Source organism: Acinetobacter sp. 802_lipA (genome assembly GCF_058242885.1).
In genome coordinates this window covers 1-14,814 of record NZ_JBZAYP010000005.1, presented here as the reverse complement: position 1 = coordinate 14,814, position 14,814 = coordinate 1, and the positions used below count along the sequence as shown (strand labels likewise).

General features: G+C 35.2%; 18 protein-coding genes and 2 other annotated features. Of the genes, 9 read left to right on the top strand and 9 right to left on the bottom strand.

The window, feature by feature from the left end; translation table 11 throughout:
• Positions 1–889: 889 nt before the first annotated feature.
• The 3 genes from repM to AC4CU3_RS19065 all read left to right on the top strand — a co-directional run bounded on the left by repM (position 890) and on the right by AC4CU3_RS19065 (position 3,526).
• Positions 890–1,807, top strand: coding sequence for a replication initiation protein RepM (repM, locus tag AC4CU3_RS19075; RefSeq protein ID WP_032049727.1), 918 nt, complete (start codon positions 890–892; stop codon positions 1,805–1,807).
• 84 nt (positions 1,808–1,891) lie between these two features.
• Positions 1,892–2,431, top strand: coding sequence for a plasmid replication DNA-binding protein (locus tag AC4CU3_RS19070; RefSeq protein WP_392390468.1), 540 nt, complete (start codon positions 1,892–1,894; stop codon positions 2,429–2,431).
• A gap of 213 nt (positions 2,432–2,644) precedes the next feature.
• A complete protein-coding gene (locus tag AC4CU3_RS19065) occupies positions 2,645–3,526 on the top strand; it encodes a hypothetical protein (RefSeq protein ID WP_005020924.1) in 882 nt (293 codons plus the stop codon).
• Between the two features lie 92 nt (positions 3,527–3,618).
• Here the strand turns inward: AC4CU3_RS19065 and AC4CU3_RS19060 are convergent.
• The 4 genes from AC4CU3_RS19060 to AC4CU3_RS19045 all read right to left on the bottom strand — a co-directional run bounded on the left by AC4CU3_RS19060 (position 3,619) and on the right by AC4CU3_RS19045 (position 7,938).
• Positions 3,619–4,748, bottom strand: a protein-coding gene (locus tag AC4CU3_RS19060; protein ID WP_100228722.1) for an IS3-like element ISAcsp5 family transposase whose coding sequence is annotated in 2 segments (ribosomal slippage) — positions 3,619–4,496 and positions 4,496–4,748 — 1,131 coding nt in all. Because the reading frame shifts where the segments join, the coding sequence is not laid out codon by codon here.
• A 706-nt stretch (positions 4,749–5,454) separates the two neighbouring features.
• Positions 5,455–6,066 (bottom strand): recombinase family protein, encoded by a 612-nt coding sequence (locus tag AC4CU3_RS19055; protein WP_010700378.1) that lies wholly within the window; start codon positions 6,064–6,066, stop codon positions 5,455–5,457.
• 192 nt (positions 6,067–6,258) lie between these two features.
• Positions 6,259–7,478 (bottom strand): IS3 family transposase gene (locus tag AC4CU3_RS19050; protein ID WP_171553505.1). Its coding sequence is split into 2 segments (ribosomal slippage): positions 6,259–7,202 and positions 7,202–7,478, totalling 1,221 coding nucleotides; the frame shifts between segments, so codons are not numbered across the junction.
• Positions 7,087–7,203: a sequence feature (AL1L pseudoknot), on the bottom strand. Its footprint overlaps the gene before it by 117 nt.
• Positions 7,453–7,938 carry a hypothetical protein gene (locus AC4CU3_RS19045; RefSeq protein WP_490738499.1) on the bottom strand — a complete coding sequence of 162 codons (486 nt, stop codon included), beginning with the start codon at positions 7,936–7,938 and terminating at the stop codon, positions 7,453–7,455. Before AC4CU3_RS19045 ends, AC4CU3_RS19050 begins: the two co-directional genes overlap by 26 nt.
• A 66-nt stretch (positions 7,939–8,004) precedes the next feature.
• On the opposite strand from AC4CU3_RS19045, the gene AC4CU3_RS19040 reads away from it, so the two are divergent.
• Positions 8,005–9,224 (top strand): IS3 family transposase gene (locus AC4CU3_RS19040; protein ID WP_490738417.1). Its coding sequence is split into 2 segments (ribosomal slippage): positions 8,005–8,281 and positions 8,281–9,224, totalling 1,221 coding nucleotides; the frame shifts between segments, so codons are not numbered across the junction.
• Positions 8,280–8,396, top strand: a sequence feature (AL1L pseudoknot). (Overlaps the previous gene by 117 nt.)
• A 36-nt stretch (positions 9,225–9,260) precedes the next feature.
• Here the strand turns inward: AC4CU3_RS19040 and AC4CU3_RS19035 are convergent.
• Positions 9,261–9,623 carry a hypothetical protein gene (locus tag AC4CU3_RS19035; RefSeq protein ID WP_490738498.1) on the bottom strand — a complete coding sequence of 121 codons (363 nt, stop codon included), beginning with the start codon at positions 9,621–9,623 and terminating at the stop codon, positions 9,261–9,263.
• A gap of 424 nt (positions 9,624–10,047) precedes the next feature.
• Here AC4CU3_RS19035 and AC4CU3_RS19030 point away from each other — a divergent pair, with 424 nt between their 5' ends.
• The 4 genes from AC4CU3_RS19030 to AC4CU3_RS19015 all read left to right on the top strand — a co-directional run bounded on the left by AC4CU3_RS19030 (position 10,048) and on the right by AC4CU3_RS19015 (position 12,294).
• Positions 10,048–10,503 carry a MarR family transcriptional regulator gene (locus tag AC4CU3_RS19030; RefSeq protein WP_227542858.1) on the top strand — a complete coding sequence of 152 codons (456 nt, stop codon included), beginning with the start codon at positions 10,048–10,050 and terminating at the stop codon, positions 10,501–10,503.
• A 5-nt stretch (positions 10,504–10,508) separates the two neighbouring features.
• Entirely contained in the window at positions 10,509–11,207 is a 699-nt protein-coding gene (locus tag AC4CU3_RS19025) for a hypothetical protein (protein ID WP_087514413.1), read from the top strand.
• Positions 11,207–11,881, top strand: coding sequence for a PP2C family serine/threonine-protein phosphatase (locus tag AC4CU3_RS19020; protein ID WP_087514414.1), 675 nt, complete (start codon positions 11,207–11,209; stop codon positions 11,879–11,881). The genes AC4CU3_RS19025 and AC4CU3_RS19020 overlap by 1 nt, the downstream gene beginning before the upstream one ends.
• Before the next feature lie 170 nt (positions 11,882–12,051).
• Complete coding sequence (locus AC4CU3_RS19015; RefSeq protein WP_087514415.1) at positions 12,052–12,294, top strand: hypothetical protein; 243 nt, start codon at positions 12,052–12,054, stop codon at positions 12,292–12,294.
• Between the two features lie 329 nt (positions 12,295–12,623).
• Here AC4CU3_RS19015 and AC4CU3_RS19010 read toward each other — a convergent pair whose 3' ends face one another.
• Together AC4CU3_RS19010 and AC4CU3_RS19005 are read right to left on the bottom strand one after the other, a co-directional pair.
• Complete coding sequence (locus tag AC4CU3_RS19010; protein WP_017397139.1) at positions 12,624–12,881, bottom strand: hypothetical protein; 258 nt, start codon at positions 12,879–12,881, stop codon at positions 12,624–12,626.
• A 130-nt stretch (positions 12,882–13,011) separates the two neighbouring features.
• Positions 13,012–13,317, bottom strand: a complete 306-nt coding sequence (locus tag AC4CU3_RS19005; RefSeq protein ID WP_087514416.1) for a hypothetical protein — start codon at positions 13,315–13,317, stop codon at positions 13,012–13,014.
• Between the two features lie 71 nt (positions 13,318–13,388).
• On the opposite strand from AC4CU3_RS19005, the gene AC4CU3_RS19000 reads away from it, so the two are divergent.
• A complete protein-coding gene (locus tag AC4CU3_RS19000; RefSeq protein WP_087514417.1) occupies positions 13,389–13,925 on the top strand; it encodes a hypothetical protein in 537 nt (178 codons plus the stop codon).
• A 19-nt stretch (positions 13,926–13,944) separates the two neighbouring features.
• On the opposite strand, the gene AC4CU3_RS18995 is transcribed toward AC4CU3_RS19000, so the two are convergent.
• Together AC4CU3_RS18995 and AC4CU3_RS18990 are read right to left on the bottom strand one after the other, a co-directional pair.
• The gene (locus AC4CU3_RS18995; protein WP_171405417.1) at positions 13,945–14,115 is read right to left on the bottom strand and encodes a hypothetical protein; all 171 of its coding nucleotides are present in this window, start codon (positions 14,113–14,115) and stop codon (positions 13,945–13,947) included.
• On the bottom strand, positions 14,108–14,512 hold the full coding sequence (locus tag AC4CU3_RS18990) for a hypothetical protein (RefSeq protein ID WP_490738497.1): 405 nt from the start codon (positions 14,510–14,512) through the stop codon (positions 14,108–14,110). The genes AC4CU3_RS18995 and AC4CU3_RS18990 overlap by 8 nt, the downstream gene beginning before the upstream one ends.
• Positions 14,513–14,814 lie beyond the last annotated feature (302 nt).

Below are 14,814 nucleotides of genomic sequence, written 5' to 3'. Positions count from 1 at the left end.
TTTATCTTTAGATGCGTGGTGTGTGAACCAAAAATTGCCGGTATGTACCGGCTCCCAATCCATTTAATTGACTTAACTGACAGTAAAGATAGTGCTTGGCCAAAAGAGATCCTGACTATTGTGTGTCTAAGGGAAAAAATCTATAAGCGGAAACTCTAGCCTACAGATCAAAAATAAAACCCAAGTTGAAACGCTCTCACATGCGATTTCAGCCACATTTTTACTTAAGACATAGATCTCACTATTGAAATGAGTAATCAGGTCAAAAAACGCAAATGAGCGCCAAATAGAGACTATTTTTATTCTAATCGGGATGAATAGAGCGAGTGTCTACGAGCGAAGCACCAAAATTCGCACCTCGACTCTCTGAAAAACAGCTTTTTAGGCTGTGAAGCCTAAATAAGCGTAAATCACATGCAGAAAATTGTGCCTAGATCGAGCGTAGCGAGTAAAAAAGCTTTATGAGCGAAGCGAATTCCGAGTTGCTTTTGCTCTTGCCTTTGCTTTTTCTTAAAGTCACAGCTGGAAGAGCTAAAAAATTGCCCCAGGAATCGAGCGAAAGCGAGATTCAATAGAGTTTGAGCGTAGCGAAAACCAAGGGCAATTTTTCATTCCCAAGGCTTTTAATAATTTTAAAGTTTTTAAATGCTTTTAGACTAGCTGAACACCTTTATTTTAAAGGCCTGTAGAGCTTATATGACTACGTTTACCTACCAATATGACTACGTTTACCTACCAATATGACTACGTTTACCTACCAATATGACTACGTTTACCTACCATAAGTCTTTATAATATTTTTTGTAGATTTAACTACGTTTACCTTGCATAAATCTACATAGTTATTAATATAGACTTATATTCATAAATAATAATGTAGATAAATAAGATGCGGGATTTAGTTGTTAAAGATAATGCTCTAATAAATGCTAGCTATAATTTGGACTTAGTAGAACAACGTTTAATCCTATTGGCCATTGTCGAGGCAAGAGGTAGTGGCAGAGGTATCAATGCAAATGACCCATTAGAGGTTCATGCAGAGAGTTATGTAAACCAGTTTAATGTTGCACGACAAACAGCTTATCAAGCTCTCAAAGATGCGTGTAAAGACTTATTCGCACGCCAATTTAGCTATCAAGAAGTAAATAAAAGAGGAAATATTGAGAATGTCCTAAGCCGCTGGGTCAGTGAAATTAGATACATTGATGATGAAGCAACAGTAAAATTAATATTTGCACCTGCAATCGTGCCTCTTATTACACGTTTAGAAGAACAATTCACAAAATATGAGCTACAGCAGATTAGCGATCTTAGTAGTGCTTACGCTGTACGTTTATACGAATTATTGATTGCTTGGCGTAGTACTGGCCAAACACCTGTTATTGAACTAGCAGAGTTCAGGCAGAAGATAGGTGTTCTCGATGATGAATACACTAGAATGGGAAACTTCAAGGATCGAGTGTTAAATCTAGCTATTGCCCAAGTTAATGAGCACACAGACATTAACGTTAAATGTGAGCAACATAAAAAAGGCCGTAACATTTCAGGATTCTCTTTCACATTTAAGCAAAAGAAAGTGATCACCTCTAAAAGTTCAACTTCACTTGAACTTTTCTCAAAAATGACCGATGCACAACGTCACCTTTTTGCTAATAAACTTTCTGAACTTCCAGACATGAATAAATATTCTCAAGGTACAGAAAGCTACCCACAATTTGCAGTTCGAATTGCTGAAATGCTAAAAGATAAAGAGAAGTTTGAAGAGCTTTTGCCACATCTTAAAAAAGTAGGATTTAGTACAAAATAAACTTCATGTTCAGGTAGGATGTTCATCTAAACATCCTTGTACATGCACTGAGGGATTACATTGAACACAACAAAATTCAGCGTCATGGACGCAAGTAAAGCTTTTAAAAAATCACGAACAACAATATATGAAGCTATAAAAAATGGTGAATTATCAAGGGATCATGATGGGCTTATAGATTTATCTGAACTTATCAGGGTCTATGGTAACCCTATCGGTGTTCAGTCCAATACACGTACTGAACACGTTCAAAAGGATGTACAAGTACGTGTTCAATCTGAAATTGAAAATGTATTGAAAGATCAAATTTCTCTACTCAAAAATCAATTGGACTTAGCCAATCATAGAGAAAAGGCTTTGATGCAACACATAGAAGATTTGACTCATAGAATTGAGTTTAAAGGTCAGCTTGAACAACCAAAAACAGAGGTAGAAGAGCACAAAGTTGCTCCTCCTGTTCATTCTGAGATGACAGAGAATCCTAGACTAGAACCAGGCCAGAAAGATGACGGATTGACTACTCCGGTCGAAACAGAAAATAAGCGTATTCCCGTGCCGGAGCAGGTTGAACCGGAGCAGCCGAAAAGAGGGTGGTTAAGCCGATTTTTCTTGCCGAATGGCTAAGAGGCTTGTTTAGGTGTACTAATCAAAGTTGTGAAACATTGATCAAAGAATAGGCGTGGAACGTGAATAATCATGAAAAAGCCGTTCCAGTGCGCTGAACCCTAGAACGGCTTTGACTAAGATATTGATGCTTATAGGAAAATTTCAAGCATTTCGTATAAGGTGTATTATGTTAATTTTAGACAATTTAAAAAATCACATGGTAGATCATCAATGAATAGGACGCCCCCTAAAAAAGTAATTCAAACTCTTAGACAGGAGGTAGGATTTGGTTGTCCTGTTCCTAATTGTGGAAACCCTTATCTCGAATGGCATCATTTCGATCCGCCTTGGAGTATTGAAAATCATCACAGACCAGAGGGTATGATTGCTCTTTGTACACAGCATCATAAAAATGCTGATAACTATGCTTATACCAATGATCAATTAGTAGAGTTTAAAAAAAATAAGGTTAATTCAGAAAAAGTAAAAGGCAATTTTGAATGGCGGAGAAATAAATTATTAACCGTAGTAGGGGGAAATTTCTACTATGAAACACCTCGCGCACTTGTAATTGATAATTATGATGTAGTTTCTTTAACAAGGGATGAAAGTGGTTATTTACTGCTAAATGTTGAAATGCTTAGTGTGTCTAAGGAAGAGCGTTTAGTAATGAGGAATAACTGCTGGGAAAATATAGGAACTCCTATTGATTTTAAGTGCCCCCCTAGTGGTAAAGAAATTGAAATTAAATATGAAAATGGAGATTTTCTATCAATTAAATTTTATGTCATTAATAATAAAGAATTATTTAAAAAGAATTTTGATATAGAAGCTCCTGATTCCTTAGAATTCCCTCTAACTATTTCTGAAATTAACTTTGAAGTATCTGGTATAGACATAAAAGTTTCACCAAAAGGTACAAACATTCAAACAAATCAATTTATACGAAATTTTTCATATAATTGTGGTGTAGGTATGATGTTGAATTTAGGAATAAAATGGCGTCAAAATTGGAATTTAGTACCAGTTCCTAGTCGTAGAGCAGCCTCATGTCCATGTAATAGTGGTTATAGATATAAACACTGTCATGGAAAAATAGAATTAGGGGGCTAATTTTATTTATAAACCTTCATTTTAATGTGGTTCCGTTAATTAGACCACTCAATTCAGTTTTATAAGTGATAAATCCGCTCTAAATATTTAAATTATGCTGCCATTACTTTTAGTAAATGTTGATCATAAAATTCATCCGGTGTTGCCTTATTCAAACTTGAATGAGGACGTATCGTGTTATAAAAATCCAAATATTCAGCAATTGATTGTTTCGCTTGTTTAACCGTATCGTAAGCCTTCAAATAGACTTCCTCATGCTTCAAGCTGCGCCATAACCGCTCAATCATCACATTATCCATCCATCGTCCTTTCCCATCCATACTGATACGGATATTTCGCAATTTTAACTCATTCAAAAATGCCTCGCTTGTGAATTGACTGCCTTGGTCTGTATTAAATACCTCTGGACAACCATATTTCACAATTGCTTCTTGCAACGCATCTATGCAAAAGTCTGTTTCCATACTGATCGATACTCGATGAGCCAGTACTTTACGACTATGCCAATCTATAATTGCACACAGATAGACAAAGCCTTTAGCCATAGGAATGTACGTGATATCTGTACACCAGACTTGATTAGAGTGATCGATGACCATGTTTTTCAACAGATATGGGAAAATACGGTGTGCAAGATTAGGCTTACTGGTATTGGGTTTTGGATACAAAGCATGTATTCCCATCAAGCGCATTAAACGTCGGACTTTACGCCGACCTATTTGATGCCCTTGACGCTGTAGCATATCTCGTATCATTCGACTGCCCATAAATGGGTAGTCGAGATGAATTTCATCGATTAGACGCATCAAACTCAAATCAGTTGATGAAATCTCTTTGGGCTTGTAATACAACGTACTGCGATTGATTTGAATCAATTGCGATTGTTGTCGTACCGAAAGTTGATGGGTCTTATCGATCATTTTTTGCCGCTCAGCTGCCCTATTTTTCTGAGCGCACCTTCTAAAAAATCAATTTGCAATGCCTGATGTCCTATCTTGGCATGTAAAGCTTTGAGGTCAATCTCAGGTTCTTGTTGTGCTGTTGGTCGTGAAAAAATATTGATTGATTGCTCAAGCAGTTGATTTTTCCAATCGATGATTTGGTTTTGATGTAAATCGAATTGAGTAGAAAGTTCAGCGAGTGTGTGGTCGCCTTTAATTGCTGCGAGAGCAACTTTAACTTTAAACTCTGCTGAATGATTACGACGTTTTCTTCGTGTCATGGTTGACTCCAAAAACAAGCATTTCCCATGCTTATTGGGGAGTAGATTATCACTTATAGACGTGGTCTAAAATCCTAGAACCACATCATTTTACATAATGGCGGTTATACGAAATTAGTAGTTTTTACGCGGAATTCCTAAGGTATTCATCTTTTGTCTTATATCTTTATTTTTACCAATAGGTAAAATATATTCATAACCTACATCGAAAAGTAGGTAATTAAGAAAAAATTACAGCGTTTTATAAGCCTTATAGTAACGGGAGAGACTATAGGGCTTTTTATTTATCTTAATATTCATATATCTATGATGAAGCCATGATACTCTGCGATATAAAAAACCGGCTTGAGAATAGACCGGTCTTTTATGATATTTGCTAAAATACTCTTTTGAAATATAAAAAACTAAGCGTGTATAGCACTGGGTCTAGGTGTTTTTTGGGCTTAGTTATTAGCGTTATTTAAATAAGTATAAGTCAATTTTTACCTAATGGATTTGCTTTTCAACTAGTTCCAATTTCTTTAATGCTTGCCCTTTTTTATGATCATTATTAATCTTTACAACTAGAGCTAAAATAAAAACCATCACTATAAAAACAAGGAAAATCAAATGCTTTTTCATCATTAATTCCGTCTTTTGACCTTTAAGAATGCCTTGCTCCTTTGTAAATAGATATGACATAAGGGAAGCACTGATACAAGCCTTTTTAAATGACTTTAGCAACTCGATAGACAGTTGCAACTCCACAATTCACTGCTTTGGCAATTTCTTCCTTAGTCATATTGCCAGATGCTAGCAATTCTTTTATTCGTTTGTGCTTAGCCTCATTGGCTTTCTTACCTGTTGGCTTGTAACCCGAACGTTCCAGGCCCTGCTTAATACGTTCTATACGTTTCTCATTGTCTAGACGGGCCATTGTTGCCAGGAGATCAATCAACATATTGTTGATGAGTTCCAAGATTGAATGAGTAATGCTGTCACTGGTTTGAATCATTTGGTAGGTAGTAGGAAGATCTGCCACAATTAATCGAAGTCCTTTCTCCTGAATCCTGCGCTTCAGCTCTTGAAAATCCTGTTGGGTTAGGCGTGATAATCGGTCAATACTTTCAACCAACAAGGTGTCACCTTGATTTGCTTCTGACAGTAGCTTATTCAATTCAGGTCGGTCTAACTTCGTACCACTATAGTTTTCCACGTACACAATGGTTTCGCCCAAATTCAAGTTTTGGTTTAGATCCTGAAGAATCTGCAAAGCCCTTTCTGCATCTTGATCTTTAGTTGAAGCTCGTAGATAAATACGTGTATTCATTTTTATCATTTAATCATTAATTCTATTAGATTAATGATAACACTATCATTTAATTATTGCATTAAGTTTAATGATAGATATTTTATGTTATTTGGCTCGTTATCATTCAGCTATACTCTTTTGATAAAAAAAGCATGACTGAAAACCATGCCTTGGGAGCCCTGAACCGTACCGGGTTTGTCGGAGACTTTTTTATTTAAGTTAGGCCACCTGACCTAACGGGTTAATCTTATCATAGTACATTGCTTCAAACTCAAAAGGCGATACATAACCCAGTGCACTGTGTACACGCTTTTTATTGAACCAATCTACCCAGTTTAGTGTCGCAAGTTGTACATCTGCTAAACCTTGCCAATCTGCTTTTAGATATTCAATCACCTCTGTTTTGTATAAGCCATTCACCGTTTCAGCCAAAGCATTATCGTATGAATCACCAGTCGTACCGACTGATGCTCGTAAATTTGCTGCTTCTAAACGATTGGTATAGCGAATGGAAAGATATTGCACACCTCTGTCGGAATGATGAATCACATTCTTTGGCATGCCTCGATCGTGCAATGCTTGCTCAAGTGCATCGAGCACCATATCTGTATTCATCCGTGTAGATACTTTCCATCCAACAATTGCTCGTGAGAACACATCAATAATAAATGCGGTGTAGACCCAGCCAGAATTGGTTTGAATATACGTAAAGTCACTGACCCATAATTGGTCAGGTCGATCAGCACTAAAATTCCGTTTCACTAAATCACCTGCCCGTTTTTGATCATCTCGGCTGCGGGTAGTTTGTTTGTTCTTACCACGCCAAACACCTTGTATATCTAGCTTTTGCATCAATCGAGCAACTGTACAACGTGCAATAACATAACCCTCACGTTTCAATTGTTGCCAAACTTTACGTACACCATATCGACCTGAACTTTCTTTCCAAATACGTTTGATTTGCTCTGCATGATGTAAATCATGCAGAGCACGTTTCGCTCGATGTTCTGGGTTATCAACGAGATCTAAAGCCCGATAATAGGTCGAAGCTGCAATCGGTAAAATTCTACAAATCGCTTCAACACCATATCGATCTTTATTGTTATGGATAAAATCCACCATTATTTGTGTGGGCGGTCGAGCTCCGCCTGGGCGAAAAAAGCGGCTGCTTTACGTAGAATTTCATTGGCACGTTTTAATTCTTTAATTTCACGTTCCATTTGCTTCATTTTTTCTTGATCAGATATCTGTTGTACTTTAATAGGATTTTGCTGATCTAAATGCTTTTGATGCCAGGCACGAAGTGTTTCAGGAGTACAACCAATCTTAGGCGCAATTGCTGTGATTGCAGCCCAAGTAGAAGGATAATCTTTTTCAGATTCAATCAATAATTGAACCGCTCTTTCTCTGATTTCAGGGGTATATTTTAATTTTGTCATCGGGATAGTCTCTCAGAATATTGACTCTCCGACAAACCCGGTACGATTCACTTTCTTCAGTGCTTTTAATCTCGTCATATAGTGCACCAGCACTATGGATATAAAAATCTTTTACATTATCTTCAAGATTTTGTTTTCCTCGTAAAATAATGCCTTTGATACCATCATCCTCTATAGATACCAATGTTTTTTTAATAGTGTCAGTTAAAGATTTCCTTGATGCCGGCTTAATAATGATTTCAAAACTTTCAATAACTTCTAGATCATTAGGATTAGTCGATCCTAAGAAAAATTCTTTAAATGATTCCCCTAGACTACTATCTTTACGAACTAAAAACCGTGTAGTTCCAATAAATGGTAGTGTCATAGCCTGATTCTTTGTAATTTCAGTTTTCAAAGGATGAACAACAAAACTAATATCCTGAATTCTGAGCATAACAAGTAAGTTATTTATATACATTTGGAATGCTGTAAACTGAACCGTACCGGGTTTGTCGGAGACCAACTTTCTTGAGAGAATGTCCCAATGACAAAACCAAAATATACCCCCGAAATTAGAGAAAGAGCGGTTCAATTATTGATTGAATCTGAAAAAGATTATCCTTCTACTTGGGCTGCAATCACAGCAATTGCGCCTAAGATTGGTTGTACTCCTGAAACACTTCGTGCCTGGCATCAAAAGCATTTAGATCAGCAAAATCCTATTAAAGTACAACAGATATCTGATCAAGAAAAAATGAAGCAAATGGAACGTGAAATTAAAGAATTAAAGCGTGCCAATGAAATTCTACGTAAAGCAGCCGCTTTTTTCGCCCAGGCGGAGCTCGACCGCCCACACAAATAATGGTGGATTTCATCCATAACAATAAAGATCGATATGGTGTTGATGCGATTTGTAGGATTTTACCGATCGCAGCTTCAACCTATTACCGAACTTTAGATCTCGCTGACAATCCAGAACATCGAGCGAAACGAGATCTACATGATGAGCATCATGCTGAACAAATTAAACGAATTTGGAAAGAAAGTTCAGGTCGATATGGTGTGCGTAAGGTCTGGCAACAATTGAAACGTGAGGGTTATGTTATTGCACGTTGTACAGTTGCTCGATTGATGCAGAAGCTAGGTATACAAGGGGTTTGGCGTGGTAAGAATAAACAAACCACCCGTAGCCGAGATGATCAAAAACGAGCAGATGACTTGGTGAAACGCAATTTTAGTGCTGATCAGCCTGACCAGCTGTGGGTCAGTGACTTTACGTATATTCAAACAAATTCAGGCTGGGTCTATACCGCCTTTATTATTGATGTGTTCTCACGAGCCATTGTTGGATGGAAAGTATCTACACGAATGAATACAGATATGGTGCTCGATGCATTAGAGCAAGCATTGCATGATCGAGGCATGCCAAAGAACGTGATTCATCATAGTGACAGAGGCGTGCAATATCTTTCCATTCGTTATACCAATCGTTTAGAAGCAGCAAATTTACGAGCATCAGTCGGTACGACCGGTGATTCATACGATAATGCTTTGGCTGAAACGGTGAATGGCTTATACAAAACAGAGGTGATTGAATATCTAAAAGCAGATTGGCAAGGTTTAGCAGATGTACAACTTGCGACACTAAACTGGGTAGATTGGTTCAATAAAAAGCGTGTACACAGTGCACTGGGTTATGTATCGCCTTTTGAGTTTGAAGCAATGTACTATGATAAGATTAACCCGTTAGGTCAGGTGGCCTAACTTAAATAAAAAAGTCTCCGACAAACCCGGTACGGTTCACTTTGGAGAAAGTACTCTTGATGCAAATCCAAATACTCTTAGTGTTGGATGAAAATACACATACGATGCAAACCCTAAACTCTCATCTTTACTTAATAAAGACTGAATCTCATAAGCCTTAATTTCATCGTCTTTCTTCTCAATTCTTTTAATAATTTCTCTATCTTTAGTCTGTACAAATAAATAAAAGCTATTTACGACAGGAAGTAAATATAGGTTTTCGCCAGAATGTCGGTTTTGCTTAGCGAATGGTAAAGCTTCATTCGAAGTTGATGATTTAATAAAATCATTGATCTCCATTCTAAATTGGCTTTTATCTTCAAATTTTTCAAAACAATAAGTAAAGTAGTTAAGTTTCAAGTGTTAATCCCCTCATTAATCAAAACATAATATCTTAAATATCAACTAAAAGTGCTCACCTTTAAGGGCGTGTAAAGAACCTAGTTCTTATATTATTTCCACATATCAATCTTAGTCTGGTACAGCTCCACAAATGTTAGCTGTCTCACGACAAATTTTTTCATAAGTTTTACTTTCAAAAAAAACTTGCAATCATATGCATTCATTATCAATATATCATTTTGTCCTAGGACAGCGGACACTGTGAATTAAAATGCTTAAGTCTCAAGATATTCTTGTTTTAGTAAAGTTGCTATCTATTCAAAATGGATTACGTACATCGTCAAACTTCAGTAGGACCTATAGCAACGATTACTCGGACTTCTATTTAAAAAGATCTCTTAGCCATCTGTTGTCAGTTAGAGGACTGGCCGAATCTATTGTTATGGGTAAAAGTGAAGTATCAGAATGCATTAAACGATTAGTAAAAGTTGGCCTACTAGTTATTCACAATCAAAACTTTTCTCAAAGATTGGACTTAGCTAGTCTGGATTGGGATATTAATAAAAGGGGATTTTTCCATTTAGTCATTTATAGTTTTCAATATTTTTTCCCAGCAGAACTAAAATCAATGGATTTTGGGCTTCCTACAGCATTTTCTAAAGAAGGTCTAAATTCTCTCTTAGCATATAGCTCTCCAGTACCTTATATTTGGCCAATACAAACCTATAAATCTATTTCAGGCATAGCAGTTGAACCTATGCATAAATCAATACCATATGCAGCAATTAATGATGAATATCTCTATGAAATATTTGCAATAATTGATATTTTTAGAATGGGTTCTCCTAGAGAGAAACATATCGCAGAAAAACTATTTTTAGACATTTTAGGCTTGTAAAACGAATGAACTCACCATTAATTATAATGCTAGAAAAAGTAGCAAATGCCCTAACTCAAGATCTTAGGCAGGAAATGGTATTCATTGGTGGATGTACTACTAGTCTACTGTTAGATCCTGAAAATCATTCATTAGCTACAAGATACACATATGATGTGGATCTAATTGTAGATATAACAACTCATGCAGAATGGTATTCACTAGAAGAGAAGATTCGGAAATTAGGTTTCGTGAATGATCAAAATGATAATATTTTATGTCGCTATAGATTAGGGAATGACTTGATTGTTGACTTTATGCCTACAGATTCAAATATCTTAGGTTTTAGTAACTATTGGTATGAACAAGCTATTACTCACAAGATTACGTATTGTCTACCAAATAAAACTGAAATAAACATACTCGAATCCCCATATTTTTTGGCTACAAAATTTGAAGCTTACAAAGGTCGAGGAAATAATGACCCCTTAATGAGTAAAGATATAGAAGATATTTTAACTGTATGTATGGGTCGAAGCTCTCTAGTTGAAGAAATATACTCTAGCCCTCAAGAGTTAAGAGATTATCTCTCTAATGTACTATTAGAGTTACACCATCATTCAGAATTTGAAATTGTCTTAGATGATCAATGTCGATATGGTTCAAAAGAAAGAGTTAGGCAAGTTATAAACGCAATAATCAAACAATGGAATAAAGCTTTCTAATGATTTTTTTCCATTTTACTCATAATCAATGCCTTCCTAACAAACATGGAATAGATGGAACCGGTGAACTTAAATCTAATCCGCTTTTAGAACTTTGCTATGTAATTGATGGACATAGTAAACATCCCAATAGCGCTATTCTGGTATCTAATTTCCATAAATTTATTCTGGAAAAAAAAGAAGAATTTACAGATTTAATAAATGAAGATGAGGTAATTAGAGAATTCCTTGAAAGAGTAATTAAAGAATTTCACAAATCTCAATATAGACAGCTCATCCCAGCAGCCATGAGTATCTGCCTAATCATTTTTAGTCCCCAAAAGGTCTACAGTGTGCATCTAGGAGACTGCCGTTTAGGTCTAATTTTTGAAAAAAAGTTAGAGTGGTTAACTTATCCACATAATTTAACAATGTGCCGGATTATAGATATTGAAACTTTAGACTTAGAAGAAACATTAAGATCTTCAGCTGATAATCATATTGTAACTAATTCTTTAAATACTAAACGCCTAAAAAAAATTGAAATAAATGTATTTAATAGAAAAAAAGGAACATATCTTTTAGCAACAGATGGTTTATGGAAATTAGAGGTTCATAAAATTCTATCAACTGTAAAAAATAAAGAAAACTATAATGAAATTGATGATTTAGCTTTCATTATAGCTAATGACTAGTTCTTCATTTAACATAAAAAAATCTCTTATGCGAAGCTTGCTTGTTAAAAACCATTTGTGAAGATCTGTATCAAGATTATTGAGAGTATCTATAAAAAATGATGATGTAGCTATCAAGTCAACCAACTATCTTTGGACATTTAGTTTTCGAATATTATAGGCGGATAAAAATGAGTTTTATGGAACAAATAGAAGAATCTCCAGCTAAACTGATAGCGATAGCTTTGACGGTAAATTTAATCCTTTTATCATGGATTTTGGATGGCTTCCTCCAAACAAATTTGATTGCATTTAGTCTTCATCACCCTGATGGAGATATTTTAATATTCACAATAATAGTACTGCTTCTTCTTACTTATATGATTAGTGGTAAATCAGGGCTATTAATGAAATTTTTTTCATTTTTTGACTAATTGTAATCATGCTTATTCACCATTAAATAAACAATCCAATTGTTTTTCTTATGTTTTTTTAACTTTCGTCGAGTCTTAATAATAAAATATTAAACTTTCAAAAGACAAGAGTGGCTTACCAGTCATGGACCTGTAGACCATAAAAGATATGGCGAGCTAAATACATTATTCCAAAACTTATGTGAAATATAGCGGTTCTATTGCATAGGAAACTGAGGTCTAATACCCCATCCCTTCTCACATGATCCACTTTAACAGCTCAAGATTTATGGGACTTTATTAAAATCCCTATAGAATAAAAAATATGGGAGTAAAAACTCCCATATTTTTTAAAATTCTGCTTTTGAATCGGCTATCACATATGGCTTCCATTTAGGACTAGTACAGTTAAACTTTGGATCCTGATAGTGTGGAGGAAATTTATTATCTTTATCATGATCATTGACAGCGACTTCACGCTTACATTGAGTACATCGATAGATTCCTGAATGTGGAACTTTAGATCCAGCAGAAAAAATTTGATTAAAAAAGGCATCATTACTATTGGTAGAAAACTCATTTAAGGTTTTACGTTCAACTAAAGACATTTTAACTATTCCAAATTGATTAAATCTGATCAGAATATCAACAATTTAACTCATAAACACATTCAAAAATGATAACTGCGACACACTTTGTCGTTAAGAATCACCTGTCTTCAGTTAAATGTAAAATCACTTATTTTAACTTACCAATACAATCTAATATTTCCTTTAATTGCTCAGGATCATTTTCTTCTAACTTTTTAAAAACCTCCTCTAAAGCTATTTCAAGTAGTTGATTTAATAACTTATTTCTTGTTGGATTACCGAGGTGGGCTTTCAATGCCTCTACCTTTTCAAAGTTCCATTGATATATACGAAATGGTACTTGATGAGTTACCCCTAAAGTCTCCGTGTTATATGTCCTAGCTTTAATTTGTGACACCAAAATATCTAACTCTTTCGGGTCATTTTCCCCCTTAACATAAAGTCTATTTAACATTTCATCACCAATGAATTTGATATATAAAAATGATATAGTTTTTAATATCAAAAATACAAGTGAGTTTTAAAATGGGACAAGCAAAAAATCGGGGCTCTCTGGAAGAAAGAGTTAAAAATGCTAAAAAATTTAGAAAAGAAGCTATCTTAAGTGAACTTAAAAAAATCGTAGAGGGGCATTATCAACACGTACCAGATCAATTTTCACATCGCCAGAACTATTTAGATGGATGTGTAATTGCAATGGATATTAAAGAAGCAATGGACATCGTCTTAGACGATGGCGATATTGGTATCATTGAAGATGGTTGCCCAAAACCAGAATATATATTAGGACTATTTGAAGTTGCTTTAGATAACTACGGTCTCGATGATAATGAGAATATTCAGGAATGTGCAGCTTGGGTTGATGAAGACATAAGTATGAATACTACGTTCTTTAGATTTAAAGATGCATCAGAGTTTAATCAATTAGAAGATGTTCTAAAGGCCGTTAATAAATTTTCATTTTGGTTGCCAACTTATATCATGCTAAACGGCACTTGGTATGATACTTACGAAATTGGTGCTGTAGATGAAAATGGAAATACTATAGGCTCCAGGTTTTAATTGATTTATAAAGCCCAGGTTAATCCTGGGCTTTTTGTTCAATCTGATCATTAGCCTCAAACATGCCAGGATTGGTAATCTGGATATTGTCCTGACAATTTCCGCAAAGCATCAGCCCTGCAAAAAGCTGTACGTTTTCCCTTGAATCACAGAAAGCACATGGTTTAGAAAGTTGAATAATATTACTCATGATTTTTTCCTTTCAGATAGCTAGCCTTGGCATGACTTCTTCCTTTAGCCTGCATTCCTCGAATCTCATATTTCTCTGTTTGTAGCTTCATAAGAATGCCTATTTGAAACATGTATATTTCCCCTAAATCTCCTAATAAATTTTCATTCAAAGAATTAGCTTGAGTAAATTGATCCAATGATCGATTAATATCTTTTTCAAAATCATTCACCAGTGTTTCAATCCGACTGACTTGTCGCTCAATGCTGGCCATCTGTAAATTATTGGTCAGAAGATCCCGCAGATAAGTCCCTAATTTATCGCCCTTCAACTGAGCCAAACGCTCATATTCTTGTGCAACCTGATTGTCTAATCTGACGGCAACGGTTCGAGTATGTTCATGAAAAACTCCTATCATTTGTTTTCAATCTAAGCATCTAATTTCTAAAAAGTAACTATCAAATATAAGTAAACACTGTATTAAGTTTTAATGATTACAGGTTAAATATCTAATATAAAAAGAGAAATTCATATAAAAGCGTAAACAAAGCTGATTACAGGCTATCCTATTGTTTTGTAAGTAAATATTGCACTTTATCTGCAACAAAAAGTGTTTACAGCTAAACCTATGAAAAATAATAAAAATCATGATAAAAGCGTAAACGCTTTCCAGACATATAAAAAACCGCTGTATCCCTTATATTATAAGGCTTTGGGGCC

Bases quoted from the DNA above. Each gene is read 5' to 3' on its own strand.
- repM (WP_032049727.1), top strand. From the start codon at position 890: ATGCGGGATTTAGTTGTTAAAGATAATGCTCTAATAAATGCTAGCTAT.
- AC4CU3_RS19070 (WP_392390468.1), top strand. From the start codon at position 1,892: ATGGACGCAAGTAAAGCTTTTAAAAAATCACGAACAACAATATATGAA.
- AC4CU3_RS19065 (WP_005020924.1), top strand. From the start codon at position 2,645: ATGAATAGGACGCCCCCTAAAAAAGTAATTCAAACTCTTAGACAGGAG.
- AC4CU3_RS19055 (WP_010700378.1), bottom strand. From the start codon at position 6,066: ATGATAAAAATGAATACACGTATTTATCTACGAGCTTCAACTAAAGAT.
- AC4CU3_RS19045 (WP_490738499.1), bottom strand. From the start codon at position 7,938: ATGTATATAAATAACTTACTTGTTATGCTCAGAATTCAGGATATTAGT.
- AC4CU3_RS19030 (WP_227542858.1), top strand. From the start codon at position 10,048: ATGGGTAAAAGTGAAGTATCAGAATGCATTAAACGATTAGTAAAAGTT.
- AC4CU3_RS19025 (WP_087514413.1), top strand. From the start codon at position 10,509: ATGAACTCACCATTAATTATAATGCTAGAAAAAGTAGCAAATGCCCTA.
- AC4CU3_RS19020 (WP_087514414.1), top strand. From the start codon at position 11,207: ATGATTTTTTTCCATTTTACTCATAATCAATGCCTTCCTAACAAACAT.
- AC4CU3_RS19015 (WP_087514415.1), top strand. From the start codon at position 12,052: ATGAGTTTTATGGAACAAATAGAAGAATCTCCAGCTAAACTGATAGCG.
- AC4CU3_RS19010 (WP_017397139.1), bottom strand. From the start codon at position 12,881: ATGTCTTTAGTTGAACGTAAAACCTTAAATGAGTTTTCTACCAATAGT.
- AC4CU3_RS19005 (WP_087514416.1), bottom strand. From the start codon at position 13,317: ATGTTAAATAGACTTTATGTTAAGGGGGAAAATGACCCGAAAGAGTTA.
- AC4CU3_RS19000 (WP_087514417.1), top strand. From the start codon at position 13,389: ATGGGACAAGCAAAAAATCGGGGCTCTCTGGAAGAAAGAGTTAAAAAT.
- AC4CU3_RS18995 (WP_171405417.1), bottom strand. From the start codon at position 14,115: ATGAGTAATATTATTCAACTTTCTAAACCATGTGCTTTCTGTGATTCA.
- AC4CU3_RS18990 (WP_490738497.1), bottom strand. From the start codon at position 14,512: ATGATAGGAGTTTTTCATGAACATACTCGAACCGTTGCCGTCAGATTA.